We start from the raw sequence: 25,877 nt of genomic DNA on the forward strand, positions 1-25,877 counted from the left end.
TGATGACACAACTATGGTCGGTATTTGCCGGGAGGTCTGTCCGCTGACCGGACCGAGTGCGGGATGAGCGTGTTGTCCCCCAATCGGGGGACACGGCAGATATTGTCCATCTAGCGGGAGAGTCTGTTCCGGATGCAGTGCGCAGAATCGTAGCGTGGCAAACATGACCGATCCTGATTTCTCCACCGCACCACTCGACGTCGTAGTCATCGGCGCCGGGGCAGCCGGCTTGTATGCGATGCATCGACTCCGTTCACAAGGGTTGAGCGTCCGCGGCTTCGAAGCCGGATCCGGCGTCGGCGGAACCTGGTACTTCAATCGTTATCCGGGCGCCCGTTGCGACGTCGAGAGTTTCGACTACTCCTACTCCTTTTCCGAAGAGCTCCAACAACATTGGGACTGGAGTGAAAAGTACGCCGCGCAGCCGGAGATTCTCGCCTACCTGGATCACGTAGCGGAGCGTTTCGATCTGCGGAGCGACTTCACTTTCGATACTCGGGTGGAGAGTGCACATTTCGACGAGGAGACAGCGCGCTGGCGCGTACGTACCGACGGCGGCCACGACGTCACCGCACGATTCGTGGTGTGCGCTACGGGCAGTCTGTCGACGGCGAATATCCCGAACATCGAAGGCCGGGAATCCTTTGCCGGCGAGGTCTTTCATACCGGCTTCTGGCCGCACGAGGGCGTCGACTTCACCGGAAAACGAGTGGGCGTCATCGGAACCGGATCTTCGGGAATTCAGTCGGTACCGCTGATCGCGGAGCAGGCCGAGCAGCTCTATGTATTTCAGCGATCAGCGAATTACAGTGTGCCCGCTCGAAACACACCGCTCGACGACGCCCGTCGCGTCGAGATCAAGGCGGGCTACGCCGAGCGTCGTGCGCTCAGCAAACGCAGCGGCGGCGGTTCACCGTTCGTCTCCGACCCCCGAAGTGCATTGGAGGTATCGGAAGCCGAAAGGACTGCGGCATACGAGGAACGGTGGAAGCTCGGCGGAGTGCTCTTCGCGAAGACTTTTGCCGACCAGACCAGCCGTCTTGAGGCCAACGAAACGGCACGTCAGTTCGCCGAGGCGAAGATCCGTGCGGTGGTGGAGGATCAGTCCGTTGCAGATCTCCTGATCCCGAACGACCACCCCATCGGTACCAAGCGCATCGTCACGGACACGGACTACTACCAAAGTTACAACCGCGACAACGTCGGCCTGGTGAACCTGAAGAAGGCGCCGATCGAGGAAATCGACGCCACCGGAATCAGAACCGCCGATGCCCACTACGAACTTGACGCTCTGGTATTCGCCACGGGGTTCGACGCCATGACCGGCGCGCTCGATCGCATCGACATTCGTGGACGCGGCTCAGAAGCCTTGCGGGAGAACTGGAATGCTGGGCCGAGAACCTATCTAGGGTTGGGGATCAACGGTTTCCCGAATCTCTTCATCGTGACCGGGCCGGGAAGCCCCAGTGTTCTGACGAACATGATTCTGGCGGCGGAGCAGCATGTGGACTGGATTGCGGACGCAATTGCCTACCTCGACGCGAACGAACTGACCACTATCGAACCCAGCGCCGAGGCCGTTGAAGGTTGGCTCGAAGAATGCTCGCGCCGAGCGTCGGCAACCCTGTTTCCCTCGGCCAACTCCTGGTACATGGGCGCCAACATTCCCGGAAAGCCCAGGATCTTCATGCCCTTCATCGGCGGGTTCGGTGTGTACAGCGATATCTGTGCGGACGTGGCGTCGGACGGATACCGAGGCTTCGAGACAACCAGCGTGGTTCGAGCATGAGGCGACTCGACGGTCAGCGTGTACTGGTGACAGGCGCCGCCGGCGGAATGGGTCGTGCGCACTGCATCAGGTTGGCGCAGGAGGGAGCGTCGGTGATTGCGCTCGACGTGGCCGAAGCTGCCAGTGAGCTCGAGGAGACGGCGCAGGCGGTCCGGGAGCTCGGCGTCGTCGCGGTTACCGGCAGCGCGGACATCAGGGATTTCGATACTCTCGCCGAGGTGGTGGCGGACTGTGTGAAGACGGTCGGCGGACTCGACGTCGTCGTCGCGAATGCCGGCGTCTATGACACACCCGGGCCCGCCTGGACGATTGATCCGGCGATCTGGAATCGTTCCCTCGACGTCAACCTCACCGGAGCTTGGCACACGGTCAAGGCGTGTGTTCCACATTTTCGCGATGGCGGATCAGTGATCCTCGTGAGTTCGACTGCCGGGATCAAAGGCATTGCTGGAGCCGGACATTACAGTGCCGCGAAGCATGCTGTGGTCGGCTTGTCGCGGACCTTGGCCAATGAATTGGGGGCGCAGAGTATTCGCGTCAACTCGGTACATCCCGGATCGGTGCGGACACCGATGATTATCAACGAGAAGGTCTTCGCGAACCTGTGCCCGGGCATCGAGAACCCCACCGAAGCTGATGCGGCCGCAGTGCTCAGTGCACGGAACCTCCTTCCAGTCCCGTGGGTGGATCCGGTGGATGTGAGCAATGCCGTCCTGCACCTCGCATCATCCGAATCCAGATACATGACCGGTTGCCAATTGGTGATCGACGCCGGCCTGACCCAGAAGGTGTGAACTGATGAGACTGGAAGGAAAGATCGCGCTGGTTACGGGCGCCGCACGGGGGATCGGGCGTGCCCAGGCCGTGCGATTCGCCGAGGAAGGCGCGGACATCATCGCCGTGGACCTGTGTGCTGCGGTGGAAACCACTGTGACGCCGCCGTCTACCGTCGACGACCTGGCCGAGACGGCATCCCTGGTTCGGGCACAAGGGCGTCGAATCGAAACGGCCGTCGTGGACGTCCGAGATCTGGAAGCGCTTCGTAGTGCCGTTGATTCTGCGGTGAGAGCACTCGGTGGTCTCGACATCGTCTGTGCCACAGCTGGAATCACGTCATCCGACGCATCCATGACGATGTCGGAATCAATGTGGCAGACCATGTTGGATGTCAACCTGACCGGAGTGTGGCACACGTGTTCTGTTGCGGCGCCCCACCTGATCGAACGCGGCGGTGGAGCTATGACGTTGACCAGTTCCATTGCCGGACTACGAGGACTCGTCGGAGTTGCGCACTACACCGCCGCCAAACACGGAGTCGTGGGTCTGATGCGTTCGTTGGCAAAAGAACTGGCGCCGTACAACGTTCGAGTAAACACCGTGCATCCCACGAACGTTGATACACCGATGATTCAGAACCCGATGGTGCGTGGCAAGTTCCGCCCGGATCTCGAGAATCCGACACGAGAAGAATTTGCCGCTGCGGCCATGACGATGAACATGCTGCCCATTCCCTGGATCGAACCTGTCGACGTTGCCAACGCGACGCTTTTCCTCTCGTCCGACGAGGCTCGCTACATCACGTCCGTCGCATTGCCCGTGGACGCGGGGAGTTCGTCTCGGTGAGCATCTGAGGCAGCGATACGAGCTTTCCCCGATATCGCGGCGCAGTTCGATGCCGGTGATCTCACCGTCGATCATGCCGCGCTGATCACCGCGTTCTGCGAATCTCCACCCAAAGGGATGCCGGAGCACGCTCTGCCGCACGGCACCACAACCCTGCTCGCGGCAGCTTCCGGCGTGGAAGCGACCACCACGAAACTGCGGTACGCCATCGCGGTGCTCGAGCGGATCTTCGAATCCGAGGACGTCCCGGCGGGGGAAGACGACGATCGCAACGAACTACGTATTTCTCCGACGTTGAACGGTCGGGTGGTGATCAAAGGTGAGTTCGATGCGTTGACCGGCGAAATGCTTCTCTCCGCGTTGTCGGGGTTGTCGATGCCGACCCCCGCGGCGGACGGGACACCGGATGCGCGGTCGGCTGCGAAGCGGACGGCGGATGCGTTGACGGAGTTGATTCGCCGGTATCTCGATAATGCGGCGACGGGGGTCGATGGTGGTCAGCGTCCGCATGTGAATGTGCATGTGTCTGTGAAAGATCTTGCGGAGCATCGGGAGTGCGCGTCTACCCGTATGACTGCTTCCGGCTCAGGCGGTGGAGACGGCGAGTTCGACGGCGGGGCCGGTGAGGATGTACCGGTGTGGGGTTTCGACGACCTCGACGACCTCGACGACCTCGACGACTTCGAGGACTTCGACGATCTTGATGTCGGGCACATGCCGTGGATGGGTCCGTTGAGTATCACCCGCACCCGGATGTTGGCGTGTGACTGCATGCTCTCGACGGTGCTCCTCGACGAGAATGGTGCCCCGCTCGATGTCAGTCCGCTGAAACGGGTGGTGTCGGCGGCGCAGCGGACGGCGTTGATCGCCCGAGACAAGGGGTGTGCGTTTCCGTCGTGTGATGCGGTGCCGGCGTGGTGCGATGCGCACCACATCAAGGGGTGGTCGAAGGGTGGGCTGACGGTGATGGACAACCTCACCTTGCTGTGCCGAGCGCATCACACTCTGATTCACCGTCAGGCCGGGTTCGCGGGGCGGTGGGAGATCAAGATGGGGTCGGATCGTAGGCCGTGGTTCATTCCTCCGGCGGGGGTTGATCCGGAGCGGTGGCCGCGGCGATCAACCCTGCCGCTCGGTCCGGTGCTGCGCACCTGAATTGTGTTGCGGCAGAATCACATGCATTGTCAAACTGTATTCAGCGTCAAGCTTCGCGTCGGAGATGCTCCGCCGCGAAGCCCAGACGTGTGGCTGCTGGCGCGTAGTTCATGCCGTGTAAATCAGGACAATATGCCCGGCACCGGGTAGCTGCGCTCGCTCATTTCAACCGCTCCGGCGTCGGCAAGATCATTGATCGTCTCGCGCAACGCCGAGCACGACCGCTGTGAGTAGGGCTGATCCGACGCGCGGGCGAGTTCCGGGCAGACCTGCGAGGAATCCTCGAGCCACTGCACGCTCGTGTGCTCATTGCTGTACTTCTCGACAAGCACCCGATTTCCGCAATTGCGGCAACTGACCTGGCGCATCAGCGTGAGACCATGTCGGACGGCGCCCAGAACGCGCGGGTACTCGTGATTTTTGCGTTCTCGTCGAAGGTCATGACGTCGATGGGGGAGACCTCGTAGATCTTGTCGCCCATCGGGGTGACTACGCGGAAATGGAACGCCGCGCTGGATCCGGCGACCCGCAGGGTCAGCAGTTCGATTTCCTGGGTGCGACCTTCGAGAGCTCCGAAGAACGCGGCAATTGCCGCGCGGCCGACGATGGGCGTGCTACCAGCCGGATCTTCGAGAGTGCCGTCTTCCGCGTACAGAGCAGCGATATCCGCAGTCACTCCGCGGGAAACTGCGTCGAGGTACGCGGTCACGGTCGCGGTGATCGCAGCGGTGGTGTCAGGTTCGAGAGTGGTCATCGACGTAATCCGATCAGTTGTGTACCGGTGAAGTCGGTTTCGCACCGACTTCACCGCACGCTATCGCTACCGACCTGATCGATTGCCCTGATCTCCCACGTAGCGGGACAAGCGAGGACTACGCGTCGAAGCGACCGAATCCGCCGCGGTAGAAGAGCAGGGGGCCATCGTGGCGCAGTACGTTCAGATCCGTGATCTGTGCGATCACGATGGTGTGATCACCGGCGTCGTGCTCGTTGACAACGGTGGCCTCGATACGAGCCAGGGCGCCGTCCAGTGCCGGTGCACCGTTGGTGCCGGCCTCCCAATCGATGCCGCTGAACTTGTCGGTGCCGCCACGAGCGAAGGCTGAACACATGTCCTTCTGGTCGTGCGCCAGAACGTTGATGCAGATGGATACGGCCTCGCGCAGCTTGGGCCAACTCGTCGACGTCTTGGCCGGGCAGAAGGACAACAACGGCGGATCAAGCGAAACGGAGACCAGCGACTGGCAGGTGAACCCGAGTGGGGACTCGCCGTCGTGAGCTGTGATCACGGTGACGCCGGTGCAGAAGTTGCTCATCACGTCGCGCAGTGTGCGCCCGTCCAGCGCCGGGGGTGCGGCATTTTCTACGGACATGTTGTCTCCTCGATCAAAGCTCTACAAACGGTTGATCACTACGATGTGGGGCGCAATCGTTGTAATCCAGCGACAGTCCCACTCACTGGCAGCGACCGACGCCACACCTCGGTCGCACTCGGTTTCACCCCGCCCGGCGCTCTCCGCGTTCCCACTCAGCAGAAGAAACCGACGACTACGCGTTCGGGATGAACCCGTCCAGTCCACCGGACGGTGCGATGAGCTCGAGACCGTCGGGCAGTGTGGGGTTGATCATCGGTGCCAGCGGAGCGACAGCGGTCGACGTCATGACCCCCAGAGTGGAGAAGATGCGTCCGTCCGGAGTGACGGCCAGAATCCCTTCCGTTGTGTCGGTGGCGAAACCGATATTGCGCATGCCCTTTCCGGTGACCGGGTCGATGTCGACGATCGCGGACTTCACCGGCACGGATACGGGATAACCCTGAATCGGGACATTGTAGCCGTAGAAGACTTCGATCAGGATCGATCCGTTCACCACCGTCGGGTTGCCGTTGCCTCGTACGACGGGCGCGCCGTACACGTCGCTGACCGGGAGGGTTGCGTTCGTCAGTTCGCTGAGATCGGCATCCCACAGCTTTGCGCCGGTGGCACTGTACGCCGAGAGGACGCCGGGATTGGTGAGAGCGTAGATCGATCCTTGCGCGTCGACGGCCACGGCGGCAGCAGCTGCGCCGGAGGGGGCGTTCCAGAGTTCCTTGCCTGATGCAGCGTCGAAGGCGTAGAGCAAACCTTCGTCGTCGCACGTGTAGACAGTCTTTCCGTCGGGTGAGATGACGGGGCTCGATCCGCTTCCGGGGCCCATCTGTGCCGCGAATGCAATGGTGATCGCGCCTGGCGAACCGTTCTTCGGCGCCGTGATGTCGAGACCGTAGAGCGCGCCCTTGTCTTCTTCCTCGTCGGTGGCTGCGACGTAGACGCGTCCGGTCGTCGAGTCCACGGCGGGCGTGTTGGCGCTCTGGACGATGCCGCCCATGATGATCTGGAAGATGGGATCCTTGATTGCCGGGTCCATCATCCCGTCGGACCACATGCTCGGTGACATCGGAGTCTTCGTGTGACGCTTCGCGATTGAGCCGGGCAGCTGGAACACCGGTGCGCGCAACTCTCCGGTTGCACGGTCGGCAACGATCACCTGGCCGAACACGGTGGTGCCGAATACCGCACCGTCCTTCGTGAAAGCCGCCGTGACAAAGGGATTGATCGCTCGCGAGCCATCGGCAAAGGGGTTGGGGGTCGGCGCCGCGGGTAGGTCGATCACCCAGCGCAGTGCACCGTCGCTCGTGTAGGACCACAGTTGGTCCGCGTCGCTGACGAAGATGTTGCCATCCGAGTCGATGATGGGGGAGGAGATGATCGCGCCCGAGTCGACACCGGTCTTACCGGTCCAGGCCGGGGCTTCCCAGACGATGGTGCCGAACTTGTCGAGCACATGGAGATTGGAGTGCCCCTCGGCTTTGCCGGTGGTGATGGCGAGGTTTCCGTTGGGGAGCATCGTGGGAGCGGTGAGAATCGACGCGCCCTGCAAAGCCGTCCAGCGGGTGTAGCTCTCTGCCGGTTCGACGCCGAGTTGCTGGCGCCGATTTCCTGAATCACCGTGCAGGGTAACCCAGCCCGTGTCGGCGTAGACGGAAGTGGCAGGCTCCGGACCGATACTCCCCTCGAGGCTTCCGACACTGCTTCCGAAGCCGGTCGCGAGGACGGTTGTCGCGGCAAGCAACAGGGATCCGAACCTGGAGGGGGTCAGGGATCTCAATGGACTCATTAATACTCCTTATTAGTAGTAATCGGAAAGCTACACTAAACGCCATGATTACGGGAGAGCTCTCGACCAGACAAAAACTTCTCGAAGTGGCGGAAGTACTCTTTGCCAGGAAAGGGATCGAGGCAACCCTGGTCGGCGACATCGTTCAAGGTGCGGGACAACGCAATCCATCGGCGTTGCGGTATCACTTCGGATCCCGAGAAGGAATACTCCAGGCGATCCGCGAGAAATATCTGGTGCAGTTGGAGGTCCGGAGAACCGCGATGCTGGCGACCTGGCCGGACACGACGACCCCGCGCGAATGCGTCGAATTGATCGTGGTGCCGCTGGGTGAAATGCTCTCCACGGAGGCAGGGCGCCGGTACCTGCGCATTCTCGGCCAGACCATCTATCAACTCGAACCCGAGCAGATCGACCAGGTCCCGCCGAACTTTCCCAGCCTCATGCGGTCCATCGAGTTGTTGCGCGCATCGATTGGCGACCTGCCGGCACCAGTCGTTAACGAGCGAGTGCGCGGCGCGATTCTGCTTGCCACCGCATTGCTTGCAGTCCGGGCACGTGAGCTGACCGGACGACGGCGATTGCCGCTCTCGGCCGCCGATTTCCAGGCGAACGTCATCGACATGACAGTGGCAGCCCTCACCGCTCAGTCGTGAACCGAGTGGGGCTGTTCCGCTGAGCGGGCCACTCTGTTTGTCATGCACTGCCGGTGGGTCGCCGATTGTTAGACTTTTGTTCGTGTCCGCACTCGAAGATGTATCCAGAGGGCTTCCCGCAACCAGCTGGGCGGTCCTCGGGATGCTCACCTTCGGGGAAGAGCTGACCGGTAACGACCTCAAGAAGTGGGCAGATTGGAGCGTAGGCTTCTTCTACTGGAGTCCGTCCATCAGCCAGGTGTATGCCGAGCTCAAGAAACTTGAGGGAATCGGGTTCGTGGAGTCGCGCGTCGTGTCGGAACCGGGAGTGCGGGGTCGGCGCCTGTATGCAATCACCGAATCCGGAACCGAGGCAGTACGGGTTTGGTCGCGTGAGGCACCTGTCGAGGTGCCTGTGCTCAAACACGGTGTCATGCTTCGTCTGTGGATGGGGCACCTCAACGATCCCGAGCGACTCAAGGCAATTGTCGAAGCGCATATCGCCAACGTCGAAGAGCAGATCCGGCGTGCGGAACTCCATGCCGAACACGCCGACAATGAACCAGCATGGTCGTTTCCCGTCATGACCTTGCGGTGGTCCGTGCGCTACTTCCAAGCTGAGGTCGACCTTGCCCGTGAACTACTCGACGACATCGACCGGGCTTCGGAAGAATTCGCACACGTCGCCGAACGCGATCGACTGGGATCGCCGCTTCCGTCGTCGCCCGGGCGATGGAAGAACGTCGAGGAAAACGTCATCTCACTGTCTCAAGGCTCACTGTCTCAAGGCTCACCTTCCCAAGGCTCACCTTCCCAAGGCACCGGCGACATGTGAGTGCAACGTTTGCAGAGCAACATCGGTGACCGGGAGCGATGCGATGGTCATGAACCCGTGCAAGATGTGCCCGTAGTGCCGGCGAATTACATGTACGCCGGCATCTTTCGAGCCGGTCGCCGAAATCTTCACCCTGGTTGAACAAAGGGTCGCGGCCCGCAGTGATCAGGATCGTTGTCGGCAGCCCGCTCACTTTCGCGTCCGGACCGAGTGCGGAAAATCCGGTCGGTGAGTACTGACTCCAGTACCACTGCATGGCGGCGCGAGTATTGAACCAGCCTTCGGCGAACTCTCGGTACGGCGGCGTCTCGAAGTTCGCATCGATCACCGGATACATCAACACCTGCACGGGCGTCGGCACCGTCCATCAGCTCCACTGCGGGAAATCCTGCGGTCAGCGCGTCGAGCATGGCGATGGACTGCGGATCCAAGTGCTCACGGTTGCTCGTTATTTCACGCTCCTGCTGCAGTGGGCAGGTTGCGCAGCATCTGGCGACGCTGCAAAGTAGGTGTGACAGTGAGGGCCCCGCCGTCGATTGCACGCCAGATGGCAGCAGCAGCCATGCGGACCGGTGCGGCGGTGATGTGGTCGTTGCGTAGCGCCTGTGTCGGGCCGCAGATGGAGACTGCTGCGACAGCCCGGCCGACGGGACCGATCGGAGCGGCCAGACAACTGAATCCGGCTAACCCGCGACCACTCTCGTATGCCACCCCGGCTTCCTGAATTCGTGCTGCCTGGGGGTGGGGACCGGAGCCGTAGGCAAGAAGCGCCTGACCGATCGCGGTAGACGAGGCGAGACGCCGTCCGCCGACGCGTGTCGGGACTGCGGCGCCGAGGCGTCCGCCGATCTTCTCGAGGTACACCACATCGGAACGGTCGAGGATGCCGAGGTGAACCACAAGACCGGTGACACGGTACAGCTCGTGAAGTAGGGGCATGGCGGCGCTGTGCAGCCGATCCTGGTGGACCGCGAGCGACCCCAGTTCGACCAAACGCATACCGAGTTCGTAGTCGCGGCCTTCGCGGCGGAGCCAGCGCATCGAGACCAGGCGCTCGAGCATCCGGTGCGCGGACGACCGTGGCAGCCCTGTGCGACGAACGATCTGAGCGAGAGTCAGCCTGCCGGGGCCTTCGAAGGCATCGAGGACGAGTGAGACGCGATCGAGAATGGCCGTTGGCGCAGAGTCGCTCCCCAGCGTGTCCACGGACTGCAGTGTCATTGTCATCGTGTGCCTCACTCCTCATGAATGGAAATCCAGCGAACTGGCTATTTCTATTAGGAATAGTGTCATAGAGTTGGGAGTTTGTGAAGTGGATCACCGGCAAAATCTTTGGTTGTGGGCAATCGAACCAAAAAAGCAGGGCTTGCGTGGATGCCCACGCAAGCCCTGCTCTGGTTGAACTAGTTCACATCGCAGCCAGCGGTTCGCTGCCCGACCAGTCATGGCCCCAGTAACTGTCTGCCGTGATCTCCTCGGCGGAGTAGGAGTCCTGGTCGACCGTCATGCCCTCGGTGCCGAACTCGATGTCCCAACCGCCGGGAGCACGGACGTAGAACGAGACCATCTTGTCGTTGGTGTGTCGGCCCAGAGTGGAGGACACCGAGAAGCCGTCCTTGACCACTCGGTCCAGTGCCTGGCCGACGGCATCGAGGGTATCGACCTCGACCATGATGTGAACCAAACCCGGTGCGCCGCCGTGCGGGGCGGGGCACAGAGCCAAACTGTGGTGACGCTCGTTGACGCCCATGAACCGAACACGCATCGGACCGTACTCCGGCGGCGCGGGAATACGGAAGGCGCCGCGCGGATAGAAGCCGAGTACCTCGGTGTAGAAGTCGAAGCTTGCGGCGCTGTCCATGACCGGAAGCACCACATGGCCGAGACCCTGTACGCCGGTGACAAATCGAGCACCGAACGGCGTCACGACGGGGCTGTGGTCGAGAATTGCACCGTGGAAGATCTCGATGTTGGCGCCGCCCGGATCGGTGAAGGTGACGACCTCTTCGACTCGTCGTGCATCGGCCTCTGCGAGTGAAAGCTGTTCGACGGCAGTGCCGAACTTCTCCAGTGCAGCCTGTACGCGTCGCAGTGCTGCGTGGTCGGCGACCTCCCAGCCGATACTGACGATCTCGTCGCGCTCACCCTCGACGACGACGATGCGGGCGGCCCGTTCGTCGAGGCGCAAGTACAGTGCGTTCTCGTCCGGTCCGCTGCCCTTGGCGAAGCCCAGGACGTCGAAAGCGAAAGTGCGCCAGCGCGCCATGTCATTGGTCGAGATCTTGACGTAGCCAAGTCCCTTGATGTCGGTGTGTGTCATCGTCTTTGTCGCTCCTGGTCAGATCATGGCCCGCAGTGGACCCTGCGGGTCGGCGCCGAGGCGGCTCAGTGAGGCAGCGTGAAATACTGTGCCGGGGACGTGAATTGCGTGATGCTGGCCGGCATGGGCGTCGCGCCAGAAGCGCTGCAGGGGCTTGTCCATGCGCAGCGCGTTTCCGCCACAACGGGGGTAGACCTGATCGATGGCATTGATGGCGCGCCAGGCCGCCTGGACCTGAGTCTGGCGTCCTTCGGCGCGCTGCTCGAACGTCACTTCCTTACCGGCGTCCACGCGATCCCACATGCGGTCCACGTTGGCCAGCAAGGTGTCTCGCGCAGCGCGGATATCGGCAGTGGCCTGGCCGATGGCAAACAGCGTGTACGGGTCATCCTTGATTGCGGTGCCCTGAGCATTGATGCGATCAGCCTGGTATTCGTTGGCGTGGAACAGCATGCCCTCGCAGATGCCGATGGTCGCGGCGGTGATGCCGAGGGGGAACATGTTCGACCATGGCATCAGGTACAGCGTTTCGGTGCGTCCGTACTTGCGGACGGCCGTACCGTCGATGACCTCGTCACAATCCATGACGCGGTAGTCGGGCACGTAAGCATCCTTGACCACAAGGTCTTTCGATCCCGTGCCGCGCAGGCCCATGACATCCCAGGAATCTTCGATGATCTGGTAGTCGGTACGCGGAATGATCACGTGCAGCATGCGGGGCGGCATCTCCATGTTGCCGTCCTTGTCGGCGGCCAGGGCGCCCAGGAATGCCCAATCACAGTGATCGGTGCCCGACGAGAACTGCCAGCGGCCGGAGAACTTGTAGCCACCGTCGGTGGGGATGCACAATCCGCCGGGCATGTAGGGTGACGCCATCCAGGTATCCGGATCAGATCCCCAGATTTCCTGCTGCACCTTAGGATCGGCAAATGCCAACTGCCACGGGTGAACTCCGACGATTCCGTGAACCCATCCCGCTGACGGATTCAGTGACGCGGTCCGCATCACCGTCTCGGCGAACTCACGCGGATGTGCTTCCATCCCGCCGTGTTCCTTGGGCTGCAGCATCCGGATGGATCCGGCTGCCTTCATCTTCTTGGCAGTGTCGTCCGCCAGACGCCCCAACTTCTCGGCTTCGACTCCCTCCTCGAAGAGGTCGTCGGCCATCAAGTTGATCTGTTCGAGTACTTCGTACGCCATCGTGTGGTCCTTACGTTTTTCGGTAGCAGTAGGAAAGAGCGTCAGTGAGTGGAAACTGCGCGTTCCGGATCGGGAGTTTCGTTCTTGGCTGCGATGTTCGCTGCCATCTCTTCGTCCCAGTTCTCGTTGGAACGGGTCAGATCGATTTCGAACTCGAATCGGCGCACCATGTCGTCGGTAACGTCCTCGACATCGACGTAGAACTGCTGGTACCAGCGACGCAGTTGGTACACCGGGCCGTCCTCTTCGCACAGTAGGGGATTGTCGATGGGCGCCTTGTTCTTCCAGATCTCGACGTCCTGCTCGAACGTCGCTTCGGTGCCGGCGCCGAATGCCTGTGCCATGCCCTCGGCTTCTTCATCACTCAGACCTGGCAGTTTCTTGACCATCACGCCGTACTGGAGAACGAACGACGTCGGGGAGACCGGGTAGTGGCAGTTGATGAGAACGGACTCGACCATCGCGCCGTTCGCTTCGGACCACAACTTGTCGATCATGTACGACGGTCCGTAATACGCTGCCTCGGAACGCAACTTGCTGTCCTCACCGAAATCGAGGTCGACCTCGACGTCGCCGCGCTGCGTGCTGTTCATGTACTGAGCGGCTACGTGGTTCTCGAAGACATTCTTGAATCCTCGCGGAACACTCAGATGGATGTAGAAGAAGTGCGCCATGTCCACGACGTTGTCAATGATCTCGCGGCAGTTGGAACCCTCGATCAGAACCGAATTCCAGGTCCAGTCAGTCCATTCGGAATCGCCGTACGCTTCGATATCGGGAATCGTCACGTCGGCCGGCGGGGGATTGCCCTGCGGATCGTGCCAGACGAACAGTTGACCGTTCTTTTCCAGCGTCGTCCAAGCACGGGTCTTCGCCAATGGCGGGACGCGTCGTGCATACGGAATGGCCGTGCACTTTCCGTTGCCGCCCCAGCGCCAGTCATGGAACGGGCAGGCGATCGAATCGCCCTTGACGGTGCCGTGCGCGAGGTTGCCACCCATGTGGCGGCAGTAGGCGTCGAGGATCTTCAGATCTCCAGCCGTATCCGCAAACACAACCAGGCTGGTGCCGAAGGCCTCGATTTGATGGGGATTGCCGTCGCGGTAGGTATTGCTCAGGCCTAAGCAGTGCCAGCCCCGCGCAAATCGCGTCGGGGCGGCGGCTGCTTCGATTTCCCGTACGTCCGTGTCTGTAGACATGTCTTCCTCCGAGCCGCGCCTGACGACGCTTCAGTGATGTGATCCATCACATAGAAGCGTCGAGGTGCACGTCGGGGATACGGACTCTCCCGCTGGATGGAACGACGGGGCTCTGGTGCGGTCTTTCAGGTTCGTCGGAGAACATGCGAGCGGTCGAGTTCGGCGATGTCACTGAGCCCCATGAGGGTCAAAGTCCGCGAGATTTCCTCCCGGAAGATATCGAGAACGTGCGCGACACCGTCTTCGCCTCCGGTTGCCAATCCGTACACGTACGGGCGGCCGATGCCGACGGCGCCGGCTCCCAGGGCCAGCGCTTTCACGACGTCGCTGCCACGTCGAATTCCGCCGTCGAGGTATACCGGAACTCCGTTGGCGCCGCCCACCCGATCGACCACCGCGGGCAGCGCTTCGATGCTCGACAACGCGCCGTCGAGTTGTCGCCCACCGTGATTCGACACCACGATGCCGTCGGCGCCCAATCGAACCGCAGTTGCGGCATCGTCGGGATCGAGAATACCTTTGACGTACATCGGACCGTCCCAGAGGTCGCGGATTTTCTCGAGATCACTCCAACACAGTTCCGGGCGGAGAAGGCTCACCTGTTTTTTCGCCGACCGCACTGCGGCGGCTGCGCCCCGCTCGTCGACGAGCATGCGTGACGAGATCCGCTGGTGCTTCAGGAAGTTGTACGCCCACTGCGGTTTGCGGGCCGCATCGAGCATTCGCGACGGCGAGAGTGTGGGCGGAATTCCCATGCCGCGCTTACGTTCCCCTTCCCGATTTCCAGGTACGGGCACATCCACGGTGACGAACAGTGCGCTGTACCCGGCTGCGGCGGCGCGGTCGATGAACTTCTTGGCCAACGATTCTCCGGTGCCGGCATTGGTCCACGGGTAGAGCTGGAAGAAATGGTTTTCGGACGTGGCGTCCGCGATCTCCTCGACGGTGTAACTCGACGCGGTGGAGATGACTGCGCGAGTGCCCATACGTTCCGCTGCCCGAGCTGCGGCCCGCTCCCCGGTCCAATGAACGAGGCCGGTCATGCCGGTGGGGGACAGGAAGACTGGGAGGTCCAGCGCCGTGTTCCCGACCTTGGCGGCGAGCCCCCGGCCGTCATTTCCCGTCAGTACCCGTGAACGAAGTGCCCACTTGTCGAAATCGTCGACGTTGGCTCGCATCGTCACGTGGTCTTCGGCGCCGCCGTCGACGTATGCCCAGATCATTCCCGGAAGCGCACGACGCGCGCGTTCTCGGTAGTCGGCGACGGTGATCGGTGACGACTGTGAGGACATGCTGAATTTGATCGCGGACATGACGGCACTTAATCATCGAGGTACCGGCTGGTGAAGGCATCTTCCCGTCTAATGGAATACCGGCCGACGCAGGTTACGTTGCAGGGTCCGTCACTGTCGCCCAGGCCCGAGCGGCGACAGTCCCGTTGCAATCGGTTGCCGTCACTATGACGTCGGAAACACGCTCGGCGTCCTTCTGGTACTCGGCGATCGGGGTGCAGGCATAGGTGAGGCTTGCGCTGTCGGCTTCCGGCACGAAGATCCGGGTCCGGAATCGTCTGATGCTCTCCGCGCCGAACTTGGTTGCGGCGTAGGAAGCCAGAGCGGACGAGTTCTTGTCGGAGGCGGAACGGGGCGCGGAGCCGTCGACGATTCCCGAAACGAATACTTCGGCAACCAAGTGTCCGTACACGTCGCGGTACTCCGTTGTACGGGCAATCCGCGAAGTACTGCTGTCGGCCACGGGGAGTTGTTCGAGGACTCGGATATTGCCGACAACGGTGTCCGCGGGGTTAGGCGGGCCGAAGAACACGACGTCCTGTTCGTCTATCGACGCGTCGGTCAATCCGGCGGATGCGTCGTAGAGGGCCGAAAATGTCGGCAGCACAGCGTGCGCCAAGGGATTCTCGTCGACAAGCATTGCAGTCACGATAACCTCCGTTTCCCACGGCCGGAGTCGGCCGTTCGAGTGGGTAAGGGCAACGCTAATGATGCTGGCGCCGGTCGCTTCGGCGGCTCCCGGTGATCGGGAGTTCACGGGGGAGTCTGCGCGGAGGCCGCGCTGACCAGGCGTCGAACGACGTGCCGGTTTCAGTAGGCGAGACCTGATTGCCATTGGCGTCGACGGCGGCTATTCGGCGCGATCAAGTGTTCCACCACACGGGAGATCGTCTGTCGATTGCGCCTGGACATCGAATAGTGTCGCCCGGAAATGGGTTGGCTGGCAGGTACTGCGGGTCGCGGAGTGAATGTATATGAAACTCGAAGAATTGAGTGGCGGAACAGCAGTCGTCACAAACGAGCAAGGGCGCTGTCAGGAAAGCTCCACCCCGATGCAGTTTTCTACGGTCGCAATTGAAAGGTAGTGTCTTGGAGAGTAAATCCCCCAACGTGCTGATCGTGTTGGTTGACGACATGGGGTTCGGAGCTAGTTCTCCGTTCGGCGGTCCGATCGACATGCCCACTGCGCAACGGCTGGCCGACAATGGGTTGAAGTACAACAGATTTCACACAACAGCACTGTGCTCGCCGACCCGGGCTTCATTGCTGACAGGCCGCAATCCCCATGCCGTGGGATTCGGTACGGTCACCAACTTCGAGAGCACCGATCCGGGTTACAACTGCGTCCGACCTGACAGTGCGGCAACACTCGCGATGACTCTGCGCGGAAACGGCTACAACACCGCAGCTTTCGGAAAGTGGCATCAAACGCCTGGCGTCGAGACCGGGCCGGCGGGGCCGTTCGATCGCTGGCCGACGGGTGAAGGATTCGAGCACTTCTACGGTTTTCTCGGCGGTTCGACTGATCAGTACTATCCGGCCCTCTACGACGGCATCACGCCCGTCGACGCCCCAGGCACGCCGGACGAGGGTTATCACCTCTCCGAAGACCTGGCAGATCGCCTCGTCGACTGGGTGCGGCACCAACAGGCTGCGGCTCCGGAGAAGCCGTTCTTCACGTATCTTGCTCTCGGAGCCACGCATTCACCGTTACAGGTTCCGCAGAAGTGGCGTGACAAGTACGCCGGGAAGTTCGCGCACGGCTGGAATCGTCAACGCGACATCACCTTGGCGCGTCAGCACGAACTGGGCGTCGTCCCGACAGCCGGGGAGATGACAGCCTGGCTCGACTTCATCCCGGAATGGGACTCGATGAGTGAAGAAGATCGCCTCGCCGCCGAACTTCTCATGGAGCTGTACGCCGGTTTCGCCGAGCACACCGACGCTCAGGTCGGCCGCGTGATCGACGCTCTCGAGGACATGGGCGCGCTCGACGAGACCCTGGTGTTTTACATACTCGGCGACAACGGTGCGGCCGGTGAAGGCGGAATGCTCGGCACCGCCAACGAGGGGATCCTCTTCAACGGACTGCAGGACACGTCTGCGCGCATCATCGAAAAGCGTGCGGAATTGGGCGGACCGACTACCGCCCCGCAGTATCCGATCGGTTGGGCGCTTGCGATGGATACGCCTTATCAGTGGGTGAAGCAGGTCGCGTCGCACTACGGCGGAACCCGCAATCCGTTGATCGTCCACTGGCCGTCGGGAATCGAATCGGGCGGCGAGATTCGTGAACAGTGGCACTTCGTGTCCGACATCGTTCCGACGGTGCTCGATGCGGCGGGTATCCCCGAACCACAGACCGTCGGCGGGGTAGTGCAGCAGCCGATGGACGGAGTATCCATGCGGTACAGCTTCGACGATGCCGCCGAGCCGGACCGTCGGACCACACAGTACTTCGAGATATTCGGCAACCGCGGTATCTATCACGAGGGTTGGGTGGCGTGCACGGCTCACCGCGTCCCGATGCAACCGGCGACCGGCGACCGGCCGTTCGAAGACGATGTGTGGGAGCTGTACGACACGAACACGGACTGGACGGAAGCTGCCGATCTCGCTCAGTCGCGTCCGGAGAAGCTTGCGGAACTGCAAGCGGTGTTCGAACGAGAAGCAACTCGCAATCAGGTGCTACTCGACAACACCCGGATGAAGAGGATGCGAAAAGGCGTCGACGCCAGGACTCGGAGCTCGGTCACCTATCCAGGGTCGATGCCACCGCTACTCCCGGACGCGTCGCCCAAGTTGTTCAACCGTTCGCACGCGATCACGGCCGATGTCGACTTGACGGAGTCCGGGCGTACGGGCGTGGTCGTCGCGCAAGGCGCACGTGCGGATGGCGGGTGGAGTTTGTACCTGCACGACGGTTGTCTGACCTATTGCAACAACGTTTCCGATCTGTACGTGCAGCATGTTCGCAGTAGTCGGGTGATCGAGCCAGGCACCCGTGAACTCCGAATGGAGTTGCATTACGAGGGTGACGAGTTGGGAATGGGAGCGCGGATCGTGCTGCTGGTGGACGGCGACGTCGTCGGATCGGATCGAATCGAACGAACGACGCCGTTCTACATCGGTGGCACCGGTCTACTGACGATCGGACGATGCCACGGCATCTCGATCAGTTCCGACTACTCGGATGCGGATCGATTTGTCGGCACGGTGCGATTCGTACGCGTCGATCTCGACGATGTGCCGGCGCGGGAAAGTGAGGCGGACCTCGCCCGCGTCGCATTCGCTGTGCAGTAGGGACCGGTGCGCCTTTTTGGTAGTTGGACCTACCGAAAAGGCGCACCGGGGGCGAAGCCCCACTGTGGAACCTGTTCCAGTTGTGTGCAATTCTGATTACCATATGCGTGACTGGCACCACATCTCAACGCGCCGAGCCGAAGGAATCCAGATGACAGACGAGTACGCTGACCTGCACCGACCGGTTTACGGTCCGGACCTGCTTATCACTGCCTTGGAAATGAACCACGACAAGCCTGCGCTCTACATCGGCGACGTCGTGCTGACAGGCGGCGAGATGCGGGATCAGATCAGTTGCTTCGCTCAGGCACTCGCGTCCCTCGGAATCACCCAGGGCACCAGCACCGCGATGCTGTCCAAGAACCGCCCCGAAGTACTCATCAGCATGGGTGCCACCATGATCACCGGTTGTCGGGCCAGTGCTCTCAACCCGATGGGTTCGCTCGACGACCACAAGTACATCGTCGACGACGCCGAGATCGAGACCCTCATCTTCGATCCAAACGCATTCGAGGATCGCGCGGCCGAGTTGAAGGCGTCGTCGCCCTCGATCACCACGGTTCTGTCGATGGGTCCGTCCGAGGTAGGTATCGACATCCTCGCTCTGGCAGCGACTTTCGAGCCGGCTCCGCTCAAAGCGGCGCACGTCGACGCCGAAGATGCCAGCAGTATGGTCTACACCGGTGGCACCACCGGAAAACCCAAAGGTGTTGTGGGATCTTTTCGTTCAGGCGCCGCACTCAACCAGATTCAGATGTCGGAATGGCAGTGGCCCGAAGAAAACCGCTTCCTCATCTGCACTCCGCTCTCGCATGCCGGTGCCGCATTCTTCACCCCGACACTCCTACGCGGCGGCGCGCTGGTCGTCCTGCCGGCCTTCGAACCGGGCGCTGTTCTCGAGGCGATCGAGAAGTACAAGATCACCGCAACCATGTTGGTGCCCACCATGATCTACATGCTCATGGATCACCCTGACCTCGAGAAGCGTGACGTCTCCAGTCTGCAGACGCTGTTCTATGGCGCCTCCGCGATGTCTCCGGCGCGCTTGCAGGAAGGCATCAAGAAGTTCGGTCAGATCTTCTTCCAGTTCTACGGCCAGACCGAGTGCGGCATGACCATTTCGGTGCTGCGTAAGGAAGAACACCTGGCCGACGATCCGGCACGCCTCGCCACTTGCGGCCGTCCAGTGCCGTGGCTCGACGTGCGACTCCTCGACGACGACCTCAACGAGGTGCCGCAGGGTGAACTCGGCGAGATCTGCGTCCGCGGCCCACTGGTCATGAAGGGGTACTGGAAGAAGCCCGCCGAGACCGCCGAAGCCTTCCGCGGCGGTTGGCTGCACACGGGTGACATTGCGCGGAAGGACAGGGACGGCTTCATGTCCATCGTCGACCGCAAGAAAGACATGATCGTGACCGGCGGCTTCAACGTCTTCCCCCGTGAGATCGAGGACGTCATCTCGGCGCACCCGTCCGTCGCCTCCGTGGCCGTAGTCGGCGTTCCTGACGAGAAGTGGGGCGAAGCAGTCAAGGCGTGCGTCGTGCTTCGTGCTGGTCTAACCGTGGAGACCGAAGAGTTGGTGGAACGGGTCAAGGCAGCAAAGGGTTCCGTTCACGCACCCAAGAGCATCGACTTCGTGGATAGCCTGCCGCTCACTCCGCTGGGCAAGCTCGACAAGAAGGCACTGCGCGCGCATTACTGGGAGGCCCAGGCCCGCGCGGTCTGAGGGTTCGAGCTAGCACTCATTCCTGAAGTGAGCACCCCGTGCGTGCAGCCTGCTGCAAGGGGTGCTCACTTTCATCCAGTGATCGGGCACACGCCCTTCTTCGCTTTTGTCACGAAGTTGGGCCGGATGTCGAGATCGGGCTCGTCGTACAGTCGATGGAACGTCGGAGTGAGTGAACTGGACATCGGTGGGTTGACCCACGACCAGTCCGTCGGGCATGTGCGACCGGCTTTGTTCTCGCGGGCGATGTGATCGATGAATTGTTTTGCGACAGTGTGATGGTCGACCATGATGACGCCGGCCTTGCGGTAACTGTGAATAACTGCGCGGTTCAATTCGACCAGTGCACGGTCCTTCCACAGAGTGCGATCGGTGCTCATGTCGAGCCCTAAATGTTTTGCGACGGCAGGAAGCATGTTGTATCGATCGGTGTCGCTGAAGTTGCGGGCGCCCACTTCGGTGCTGACGTACCAGCCGCTGAACGGGGTGCATGGATAGCGGATTCCGCCGATGTCGAGATCCATGTCCGCTACAGCGGGAACGGCGTGCCATTTGAGGCCCAGATCAGCGAACCACGGATAATCGGGATGCTCGATATCGACTTCGAGAACCAGGTCGGTGGGTACGTCGAAGTACTGCAGAGGCTCGTCGGGAACCGAAATCAGAACTGGGAGAACGTCGAATGGTGTTCCGGCGCCCTTCCATCCCATCGCGGTGACCTGAGCAGTCAGGTCGACATGCCACGGATCACCCAGAATTGTGCCGTCGTCACGTAGGTATCCGGCATAGCGGATCAGTTGCGGACTGAGAATGCGGTACTCCTGGCCGTCTTCGCGCGGCAGGGGGCCGACAGTGACCACCGACTGCAGAGCGCCCCCGTTCGTCGAGACACGAAGGTGCTCCCAACATGCTTCGGCCAGAGCAGCTGCCGTGACAGCGCCCCGGGCGTCGAGCAGTTTGAGGGTGCGCCAATGTGCGCGTCCGACGCATCGCGCATGATTCCGCCACGCAAGTTTTGCGCCGACAAGAATTTCCTCGGCGGTCTGGGTGTACGTGCCGGTTCGATGTAGCTCGCGTAGCACGTCACGTCGACGTGACGTCGGCAGGTGACTCAGTTCCGGTGAATCGAAGAACTCCACACATTCGAGCTCTCGTCGTTGCAGGTCGGTCAGCACCGGTGGAGATGAAACGAGTGGCGAAGCGGGCGCGCTACCTATTGGCAACTCGTCCTGTCGAACAAAATCCACGGCACGACTCCTGTTTGGCTGGTTGGGATTTCGCTGGACGGTAGCTCAGCGGTCGAGCGTGTCGAAACCCATGCCTATTTTGCACGCCGGATCGAAAAAGGGACGGTCGTACCTAAAAATTGGTAGTGACGTGTGACATATCCGGTGAATCGTTTACGAGTTGGACACTTGTGGCATAAGCTGCACTCGAAATATCTGCGGCTGGTCTGCCGCGAAAAATCGGGACGAGGACGAGCTGTGGATTCGCAAGCAATTTCTCTGGTCCGGTCGAGCTTCAAATCCATCGTCGCCGAAGAGGGCGGCCCGGAGCGGCTTGCCCGGACCTTCTACTCATTTCTCTTCGCCCGATCGCCCGAAACCCGTGAGTTCTTTCCGGCTGCGATGGATGTGCAGCGCGACCGTCTGTTCACGGCCATCGGCTACGTCGTCGAAAACCTCGACGAGTCCGGCGAGATGCTCGAGTATCTCGCCCAGTTGGGCCGTGATCATCGCAAATACGGTGTGACCGACGAGCACTACAACGACGTCGCGAACTCGATGATCGAGGCATTCAACCTATTCGGTGGCGCCGAGATGTGGACCGAGGAAGTCGACAGTGCCTGGCGCGACACCCTGTCTGTGATCTCCGCGGCGATGACAGGCGCCGCCAATGCTGCGGACGGACCGTGCGCGTGGACTGCCACGGTGATCGAGAGTCGCGCTGCCATCAAGGGCGTCGCGATAGTGCGCCTGCGCCTCGATCAGCCGATGGACTATCGGCCAGGCCAGTATGTCAGTGTGCAGGTAGCTGCGAGGCCGCGAATGTGGCGGTACCTCTCACCGGCCAATCCGTCCGACGGATCGGGGATCGTCGAATTTCATATTCGACACGTGTCGGGCGGTTGGGTGAGCCCGCCCATGGTCAACCAGACCGCCGTCGGCGATACGTGGGTGATCGGTTCGCCGATCGGTGCGCTCGGTCTGCCGGAGAACATCCGCGACCTGCTGATGATCGCGTCCGGCACGGGGCTGGCGCCGCTTCGCGCGCAGATCCTCGAACTGATCCGTCGCGGTAACACCCGCAAGGTTCACCTGTTCTACTCCGGCCAGTACCCGTGCGACCTGTACGACCTTCCGTTTCTGTGGACGCTCGCCGAAAAGCACTCCTGGCTCACTGTCATTCCGGTGTCGGAAGAAGGCTCCAACCCGTGGTGGCATACCGAACCCGAACCGTTACCACCACTGGGATTTCCCGAACGCATCACCGGCAAGGTCGGCAAGGTCGTCACGTCCTACGGCACGTGGTCGGGTCACGACATTCAGCTGGTCGGAAACGAATCGATGGTGAACAGCACCAAGTTTCGACTACGCGCGGCCGGGATCGACGTGGCAACTGTCCGCAGTGACCCGACCTACGGAGTTCAGTAGGGATCGAAGGCGATGATCTCGGCGGGGGTTCCCGTCGCAATCAGACGATCTCGCGTCGAACGCACCATTGCGGCCGATCCGCACACCAATACCTGATGCTCGGTGAAGGCCCCGTACGACGCGACGACCTCGGCCAGGGTTCCTTCCACCAGATGGTCCTCGCCGAAACCGATGTCTACACCGAGTCTTTCGAACCACTCGTCGGGTGGGCCGGCGTCGGTGAGATCTTCGACCACGGGAATCGGTTGGAGCCAAGGAAATTGGTGAGCAAGCAGCCACAGCATGTCTGCGGCGTACAGGTCGCGAAGGGTTCGGCCACCGAAGAACAGGTACACCAGGGGCGGGTTCGGAGACTGTGCAAGATCGAGGATGATCGAGCGCATCGGTGCCAAACCTGTTCCGCCCGCGATCATCACGACCGGAGGGCCGTTCACGTCGACCGACAGATCTCCGCGGGGATCGAGAATCTGCCAGGTATCGCCGGGTTGGGTGTCCTTCACGATTTTGCCGCTCACCCAGCCGCCGGGAACGGTTTTGACGTGGAACTCCATCTTCCCGTCCTGTGACGGCGGCAGTGCTGGGGAAAGCCGGCGAAGCAGACGCGAATTCTGCGGCACACTGACGTCGACATATTGGCCCGGCTGGAACGGTACGACATCGCCGATCAGTCGAACGACGGCCAAATCCTCACGGAGGCGGTGATGTTCGACGACGGTGCTCGACCAGGTTCGCTGGGCCATAGAGGGTGTTCTCCTGCTTGTCAGTAGAGCGGATCGTGCCGGATCTGGTCGATCGGAGTGCCGCCGGCGCGTAGTGCATAGATCGTGGTCTTGATCATGGACGGTGAACCCGAAATCTGGATCTGTCGGTCCGCCCACGAACCGAACTGTGCCACGACCCTGCCGATGGGTCCCGTCAATCGAGAGTGCATTCCGAACGGTGGTTCGAGTACCGGGCCGTTGTGCCACCATGGATTTTCGGATTCCTCCGACACCGGAACCACGGTCAGCCACGGATTGCTGAGCGAAATGTGCCACAGCGTCTCGAGATCGTAGAGGTCACACGGATAGCGGCCACCGACAAAGAGGTGGACCCGGGGATTGTTCGAGCGCTGCGCCATTTCCATCACCTGGGCGCGCAAGGGTGCGATGCCCGTCCCGCTGCCGATCATCAAAACGTCGTGGTCGGAGGTGAAGTCGACCTCCAGACCGCCGAGTGGGGTGGACATGACCCAACGATCGCCGACATGTGTCTCGTTGACAATTGCCGGACTCACCCAACCACCCGACACCTTGCGGATGTGGAATTCGAGTTGGCCGAACGGATTGGCCGGGATGGCGGGGGAGTAGTACCGCCACATCCGCGGGCGCTGCGGAATCTGAACTCCGACGTACTGACCGGCGCCGTACGGAATGGGTGGGTCGGTTTCGAGGCGCACTATCGCAAGATCGTCGAGTACCCGCTCATGGCTGACGACGGTGCCGCCCCACAGCGCCGGCGTCGTGTCGGACTCGGCGCCTTCGGACATCGTCTGTACGACGAAATCGGCGAACGCAGTCCAGGCCTCGTCGAGTTCGGGCGTCCATTTGTAGCGACTGTGCGAACTGGTCCCGTACAGGGAACGCACGGCCCGCTTCAGTGCCGTCCCGGCAGCCTTGTAGTGCTCACGCTCGACACCGTAGCGACGGTGGTCGAGGCCCAACTGCGTCAAAAATTTTCGAATGCGCCGATGCTGGGCAAGGTTGTTCACTGTGAATTGGATAGCGGTGAAGAACCTGTGACCTTGTGATTCCATTGCTGCCGGGAACAATGAGCGGTACAGAGGATGTTCAGCAAAGAGAGCCGTATAGAACAGTGCCGAAAAATGCGCGCGAGACTCGTCGTCGTCGGTCAGTGCATCGAGGCTGGATTGCAGGCGGGCGATCACCTTCGGATCCAATCCGCACCCCTTTCGTCCCAGCAGCAACACTCGTTTCAATTCTAGTACGGCGCGGAAAGTGACCAATCAGCACGAGGGCGCCTAGCGAAAACAAACTTGAGCGGAATAGACTCAAGTTTGTACGCGTTGACGATAGTGACACAGCCGCATAACCAACCCGGAGCGGCTCAAAAATCTTCGACTTCGACGCGCTTGAGGCGACCGGAGCCCGGCCAGAAAGGGTGACAAGTGGACTCGTTCACACCAACAACCAAGACCCAGGCTGCGATGACGGCTGCACTGCAGTCGGCGTCGTCGGCCGGTAACCCCGACATTCGACCGGCACACCTGCTGGTCGCACTCCTCGATCAAACCGACGGCATCGCCGCCCCGCTGCTCAAGGCAGTCGGCGTCGACCCCACCGTCGTTCATCGCGAAGCTCAGAACCTGGTGGATCGTCTACCCAAGACGACCGGTGCCAGCTCCACTCCGCAACTCGGGCGTGAGGCCCTCGCTGCGCTGACCTCAGCTCAGCATCTCGCCACCGAGATGGACGACGAGTACGTCTCCACCGAGCACGTTCTGTACGGCCTCGCCGACGGTGATTCCGACGTCGCAACGCTGTTGAAGAACCACGGTGCGACACCCGTTGCACTGCGTGACGCCTTCACCACCGTTCGCGGTAGCGCACGAGTGACCAGCCCGGAGCCGGAAGGCACCTACCAAGCGCTGGAGAAGTACTCCACCGATCTCACCGAACTCGCCCGCAGCGGCAAGCTCGACCCGGTGATCGGCCGAGACACCGAGATTCGTCGTGTCGTGCAGGTGCTGTCGCGTCGTACCAAGAACAACCCGGTACTCATCGGTGAGCCGGGCGTCGGCAAGACCGCGATCGTGGAGGGCCTGGCCCAACGCATCATCGCGGGCGACGTCCCCGAATCGCTGCGCGGCAAGACCGTCGTATCCCTGGACCTCGGGTCCATGATCGCCGGCGCCAAGTTCCGCGGTGAATTCGAGGAACGCCTCAAGGCTGTCCTCGACGACATCAAGAACAGTGCCGGACAGGTCATCA

At 61.5% G+C, this 25,877-nt stretch carries 23 protein-coding genes and 1 pseudogene; 10 read left to right on the plus strand and 14 right to left on the minus strand.

Annotation, left to right across the window (positions count from 1 at the left end; all coding sequences use genetic code 11):
• The first annotated feature begins 163 nt into the window (after positions 1-163).
• The 4 genes and pseudogenes from QM600_RS07640 to QM600_RS07655 all read left to right on the plus strand — a co-directional run.
• Positions 164-1,789 carry a flavin-containing monooxygenase gene (locus QM600_RS07640; protein WP_283260858.1) on the plus strand — a complete coding sequence of 542 codons (1,626 nt, stop codon included), beginning with the start codon at positions 164-166 and terminating at the stop codon, positions 1,787-1,789.
• Positions 1,786-2,583, plus strand: coding sequence for a mycofactocin-coupled SDR family oxidoreductase (locus tag QM600_RS07645; protein WP_283260859.1), 798 nt, complete (start codon positions 1,786-1,788; stop codon positions 2,581-2,583). The genes QM600_RS07640 and QM600_RS07645 overlap by 4 nt, the downstream gene beginning before the upstream one ends.
• A gap of 4 nt (positions 2,584-2,587) precedes the next feature.
• On the plus strand, positions 2,588-3,412 hold the full coding sequence (locus QM600_RS07650; protein ID WP_283260860.1) for a mycofactocin-coupled SDR family oxidoreductase: 825 nt from the start codon (positions 2,588-2,590) through the stop codon (positions 3,410-3,412).
• Positions 3,413-3,421: 9 nt separating this feature from the next.
• A pseudogene (locus QM600_RS07655) lies at positions 3,422-4,567 on the plus strand (HNH endonuclease signature motif containing protein); the annotation flags it as partial.
• Between the two features lie 122 nt (positions 4,568-4,689).
• Here QM600_RS07655 and QM600_RS07660 read toward each other — a convergent pair.
• The 4 genes from QM600_RS07660 to QM600_RS07675 form a co-directional block, all read right to left on the minus strand.
• The gene (locus QM600_RS07660; RefSeq protein ID WP_283260861.1) at positions 4,690-4,935 is read right to left on the minus strand and encodes a hypothetical protein; all 246 of its coding nucleotides are present in this window, start codon (positions 4,933-4,935) and stop codon (positions 4,690-4,692) included.
• Positions 4,935-5,321, minus strand: a complete 387-nt coding sequence (locus QM600_RS07665) for a nuclear transport factor 2 family protein (protein WP_283260862.1) — start codon at positions 5,319-5,321, stop codon at positions 4,935-4,937. The genes QM600_RS07660 and QM600_RS07665 overlap by 1 nt, the downstream gene beginning before the upstream one ends.
• A 118-nt stretch (positions 5,322-5,439) precedes the next feature.
• The gene (locus QM600_RS07670) at positions 5,440-5,940 is read right to left on the minus strand and encodes a flavin reductase family protein (RefSeq protein ID WP_283260863.1); all 501 of its coding nucleotides are present in this window, start codon (positions 5,938-5,940) and stop codon (positions 5,440-5,442) included.
• Positions 5,941-6,115: 175 nt separating this feature from the next.
• Positions 6,116-7,723: an outer membrane protein assembly factor BamB family protein gene (locus QM600_RS07675; RefSeq protein WP_283260864.1), complete on the minus strand. Its 1,608-nt coding sequence runs from the start codon at positions 7,721-7,723 to the stop codon at positions 6,116-6,118.
• Between the two features lie 44 nt (positions 7,724-7,767).
• On the opposite strand from QM600_RS07675, the gene QM600_RS07680 reads away from it, so the two are divergent.
• Positions 7,768-8,379 carry a TetR/AcrR family transcriptional regulator gene (locus QM600_RS07680; protein WP_283260865.1) on the plus strand — a complete coding sequence of 204 codons (612 nt, stop codon included), beginning with the start codon at positions 7,768-7,770 and terminating at the stop codon, positions 8,377-8,379.
• 82 nt (positions 8,380-8,461) lie between these two features.
• Positions 8,462-9,193, plus strand: a complete 732-nt coding sequence (locus tag QM600_RS07685; protein ID WP_283260866.1) for a PadR family transcriptional regulator — start codon at positions 8,462-8,464, stop codon at positions 9,191-9,193.
• Here QM600_RS07685 and QM600_RS29790 read toward each other — a convergent pair.
• The 7 genes from QM600_RS29790 to QM600_RS07720 form a co-directional block, all read right to left on the minus strand.
• Positions 9,114-9,530, minus strand: a complete 417-nt coding sequence (locus QM600_RS29790) for an alpha/beta hydrolase fold domain-containing protein (protein WP_502942908.1) — start codon at positions 9,528-9,530, stop codon at positions 9,114-9,116. The genes QM600_RS07685 and QM600_RS29790 overlap by 80 nt on opposite strands.
• Positions 9,531-9,646: 116 nt before the next feature.
• A complete protein-coding gene (locus tag QM600_RS07695) occupies positions 9,647-10,414 on the minus strand; it encodes an IclR family transcriptional regulator (protein WP_283260883.1) in 768 nt (255 codons plus the stop codon).
• A 187-nt stretch (positions 10,415-10,601) separates the two neighbouring features.
• Complete coding sequence (gene bphC / locus QM600_RS07700) at positions 10,602-11,513, minus strand: biphenyl-2,3-diol 1,2-dioxygenase (RefSeq protein WP_283260868.1); 912 nt, start codon at positions 11,511-11,513, stop codon at positions 10,602-10,604.
• A gap of 18 nt (positions 11,514-11,531) precedes the next feature.
• Complete coding sequence (locus QM600_RS07705; protein WP_283260869.1) at positions 11,532-12,713, minus strand: acyl-CoA dehydrogenase family protein; 1,182 nt, start codon at positions 12,711-12,713, stop codon at positions 11,532-11,534.
• A gap of 41 nt (positions 12,714-12,754) precedes the next feature.
• Positions 12,755-13,912 carry a 3-ketosteroid-9-alpha-monooxygenase, oxygenase component gene (locus QM600_RS07710; protein WP_283260870.1) on the minus strand — a complete coding sequence of 386 codons (1,158 nt, stop codon included), beginning with the start codon at positions 13,910-13,912 and terminating at the stop codon, positions 12,755-12,757.
• Between the two features lie 125 nt (positions 13,913-14,037).
• Positions 14,038-15,225, minus strand: a complete 1,188-nt coding sequence (locus QM600_RS07715; protein WP_283260871.1) for an alpha-hydroxy acid oxidase — start codon at positions 15,223-15,225, stop codon at positions 14,038-14,040.
• Positions 15,226-15,298: 73 nt separating this feature from the next.
• Positions 15,299-15,853, minus strand: a complete 555-nt coding sequence (locus QM600_RS07720) for a hypothetical protein (protein ID WP_283260872.1) — start codon at positions 15,851-15,853, stop codon at positions 15,299-15,301.
• 440 nt (positions 15,854-16,293) lie between these two features.
• Between QM600_RS07720 and QM600_RS07725 the strand changes: the two genes are divergently transcribed.
• Both QM600_RS07725 and QM600_RS07730 read left to right on the plus strand, forming a co-directional pair.
• Positions 16,294-18,507, plus strand: a complete 2,214-nt coding sequence (locus QM600_RS07725; RefSeq protein WP_283260873.1) for an arylsulfatase — start codon at positions 16,294-16,296, stop codon at positions 18,505-18,507.
• A gap of 151 nt (positions 18,508-18,658) precedes the next feature.
• Positions 18,659-20,233, plus strand: coding sequence for an AMP-binding protein (locus QM600_RS07730; RefSeq protein WP_283260874.1), 1,575 nt, complete (start codon positions 18,659-18,661; stop codon positions 20,231-20,233).
• 71 nt (positions 20,234-20,304) lie between these two features.
• On the opposite strand, the gene QM600_RS07735 is transcribed toward QM600_RS07730, so the two are convergent.
• The gene (locus QM600_RS07735) at positions 20,305-21,480 is read right to left on the minus strand and encodes a nitric oxide synthase oxygenase (protein ID WP_283260875.1); all 1,176 of its coding nucleotides are present in this window, start codon (positions 21,478-21,480) and stop codon (positions 20,305-20,307) included.
• 237 nt (positions 21,481-21,717) lie between these two features.
• Between QM600_RS07735 and QM600_RS07740 the strand changes: the two genes are divergently transcribed.
• Positions 21,718-22,887 carry a globin domain-containing protein gene (locus tag QM600_RS07740; protein ID WP_283260876.1) on the plus strand — a complete coding sequence of 390 codons (1,170 nt, stop codon included), beginning with the start codon at positions 21,718-21,720 and terminating at the stop codon, positions 22,885-22,887.
• Here the strand turns inward: QM600_RS07740 and QM600_RS07745 are convergent.
• Positions 22,881-23,627 carry an FAD-binding oxidoreductase gene (locus QM600_RS07745; RefSeq protein ID WP_283260877.1) on the minus strand — a complete coding sequence of 249 codons (747 nt, stop codon included), beginning with the start codon at positions 23,625-23,627 and terminating at the stop codon, positions 22,881-22,883. The two genes, QM600_RS07740 and QM600_RS07745, sit on opposite strands and share 7 nt — an antisense overlap.
• Positions 23,628-23,647: 20 nt before the next feature.
• Complete coding sequence (locus QM600_RS07750) at positions 23,648-24,826, minus strand: FAD-binding oxidoreductase (protein ID WP_502942909.1); 1,179 nt, start codon at positions 24,824-24,826, stop codon at positions 23,648-23,650.
• A gap of 228 nt (positions 24,827-25,054) precedes the next feature.
• Here QM600_RS07750 and QM600_RS07755 point away from each other — a divergent pair.
• A partial coding sequence (locus tag QM600_RS07755; RefSeq protein WP_283260878.1) for a Clp protease N-terminal domain-containing protein occupies positions 25,055-25,877 on the plus strand: 823 nt, incomplete at its 3' end.

Origin of the sequence: Rhodococcus sp. IEGM 1379, assembly GCF_030056815.1 — a bacterium.
Classification (GTDB): Bacteria; Actinomycetota; Actinomycetes; order Mycobacteriales; family Mycobacteriaceae; genus Rhodococcus_F.

Coding starts and splice junctions, on each gene's coding strand:
- QM600_RS07695 (WP_283260883.1), bottom strand. CDS start 10,414: ATGACACTGCAGTCCGTGGACACGCTGGGGAGCGACTCTGCGCCAACG.
- QM600_RS07730 (WP_283260874.1), top strand. CDS start 18,659: ATGACAGACGAGTACGCTGACCTGCACCGACCGGTTTACGGTCCGGAC.
- QM600_RS07645 (WP_283260859.1), top strand. CDS start 1,786: ATGAGGCGACTCGACGGTCAGCGTGTACTGGTGACAGGCGCCGCCGGC.
- bphC (WP_283260868.1), bottom strand. CDS start 11,513: ATGACACACACCGACATCAAGGGACTTGGCTACGTCAAGATCTCGACC.
- QM600_RS07680 (WP_283260865.1), top strand. CDS start 7,768: ATGATTACGGGAGAGCTCTCGACCAGACAAAAACTTCTCGAAGTGGCG.
- QM600_RS07705 (WP_283260869.1), bottom strand. CDS start 12,713: ATGGCGTACGAAGTACTCGAACAGATCAACTTGATGGCCGACGACCTC.
- QM600_RS07710 (WP_283260870.1), bottom strand. CDS start 13,912: ATGTCTACAGACACGGACGTACGGGAAATCGAAGCAGCCGCCGCCCCG.
- QM600_RS07650 (WP_283260860.1), top strand. CDS start 2,588: ATGAGACTGGAAGGAAAGATCGCGCTGGTTACGGGCGCCGCACGGGGG.
- QM600_RS07665 (WP_283260862.1), bottom strand. CDS start 5,321: ATGACCACTCTCGAACCTGACACCACCGCTGCGATCACCGCGACCGTG.
- QM600_RS29790 (WP_502942908.1), bottom strand. CDS start 9,530: ATGTATCCGGTGATCGATGCGAACTTCGAGACGCCGCCGTACCGAGAG.
- QM600_RS07675 (WP_283260864.1), bottom strand. CDS start 7,723: ATGAGTCCATTGAGATCCCTGACCCCCTCCAGGTTCGGATCCCTGTTG.
- QM600_RS07715 (WP_283260871.1), bottom strand. CDS start 15,225: ATGTCCGCGATCAAATTCAGCATGTCCTCACAGTCGTCACCGATCACC.
- QM600_RS07670 (WP_283260863.1), bottom strand. CDS start 5,940: ATGTCCGTAGAAAATGCCGCACCCCCGGCGCTGGACGGGCGCACACTG.
- QM600_RS07640 (WP_283260858.1), top strand. CDS start 164: ATGACCGATCCTGATTTCTCCACCGCACCACTCGACGTCGTAGTCATC.
- QM600_RS07745 (WP_283260877.1), bottom strand. CDS start 23,627: ATGGCCCAGCGAACCTGGTCGAGCACCGTCGTCGAACATCACCGCCTC.
- QM600_RS07660 (WP_283260861.1), bottom strand. CDS start 4,935: ATGCGCCAGGTCAGTTGCCGCAATTGCGGAAATCGGGTGCTTGTCGAG.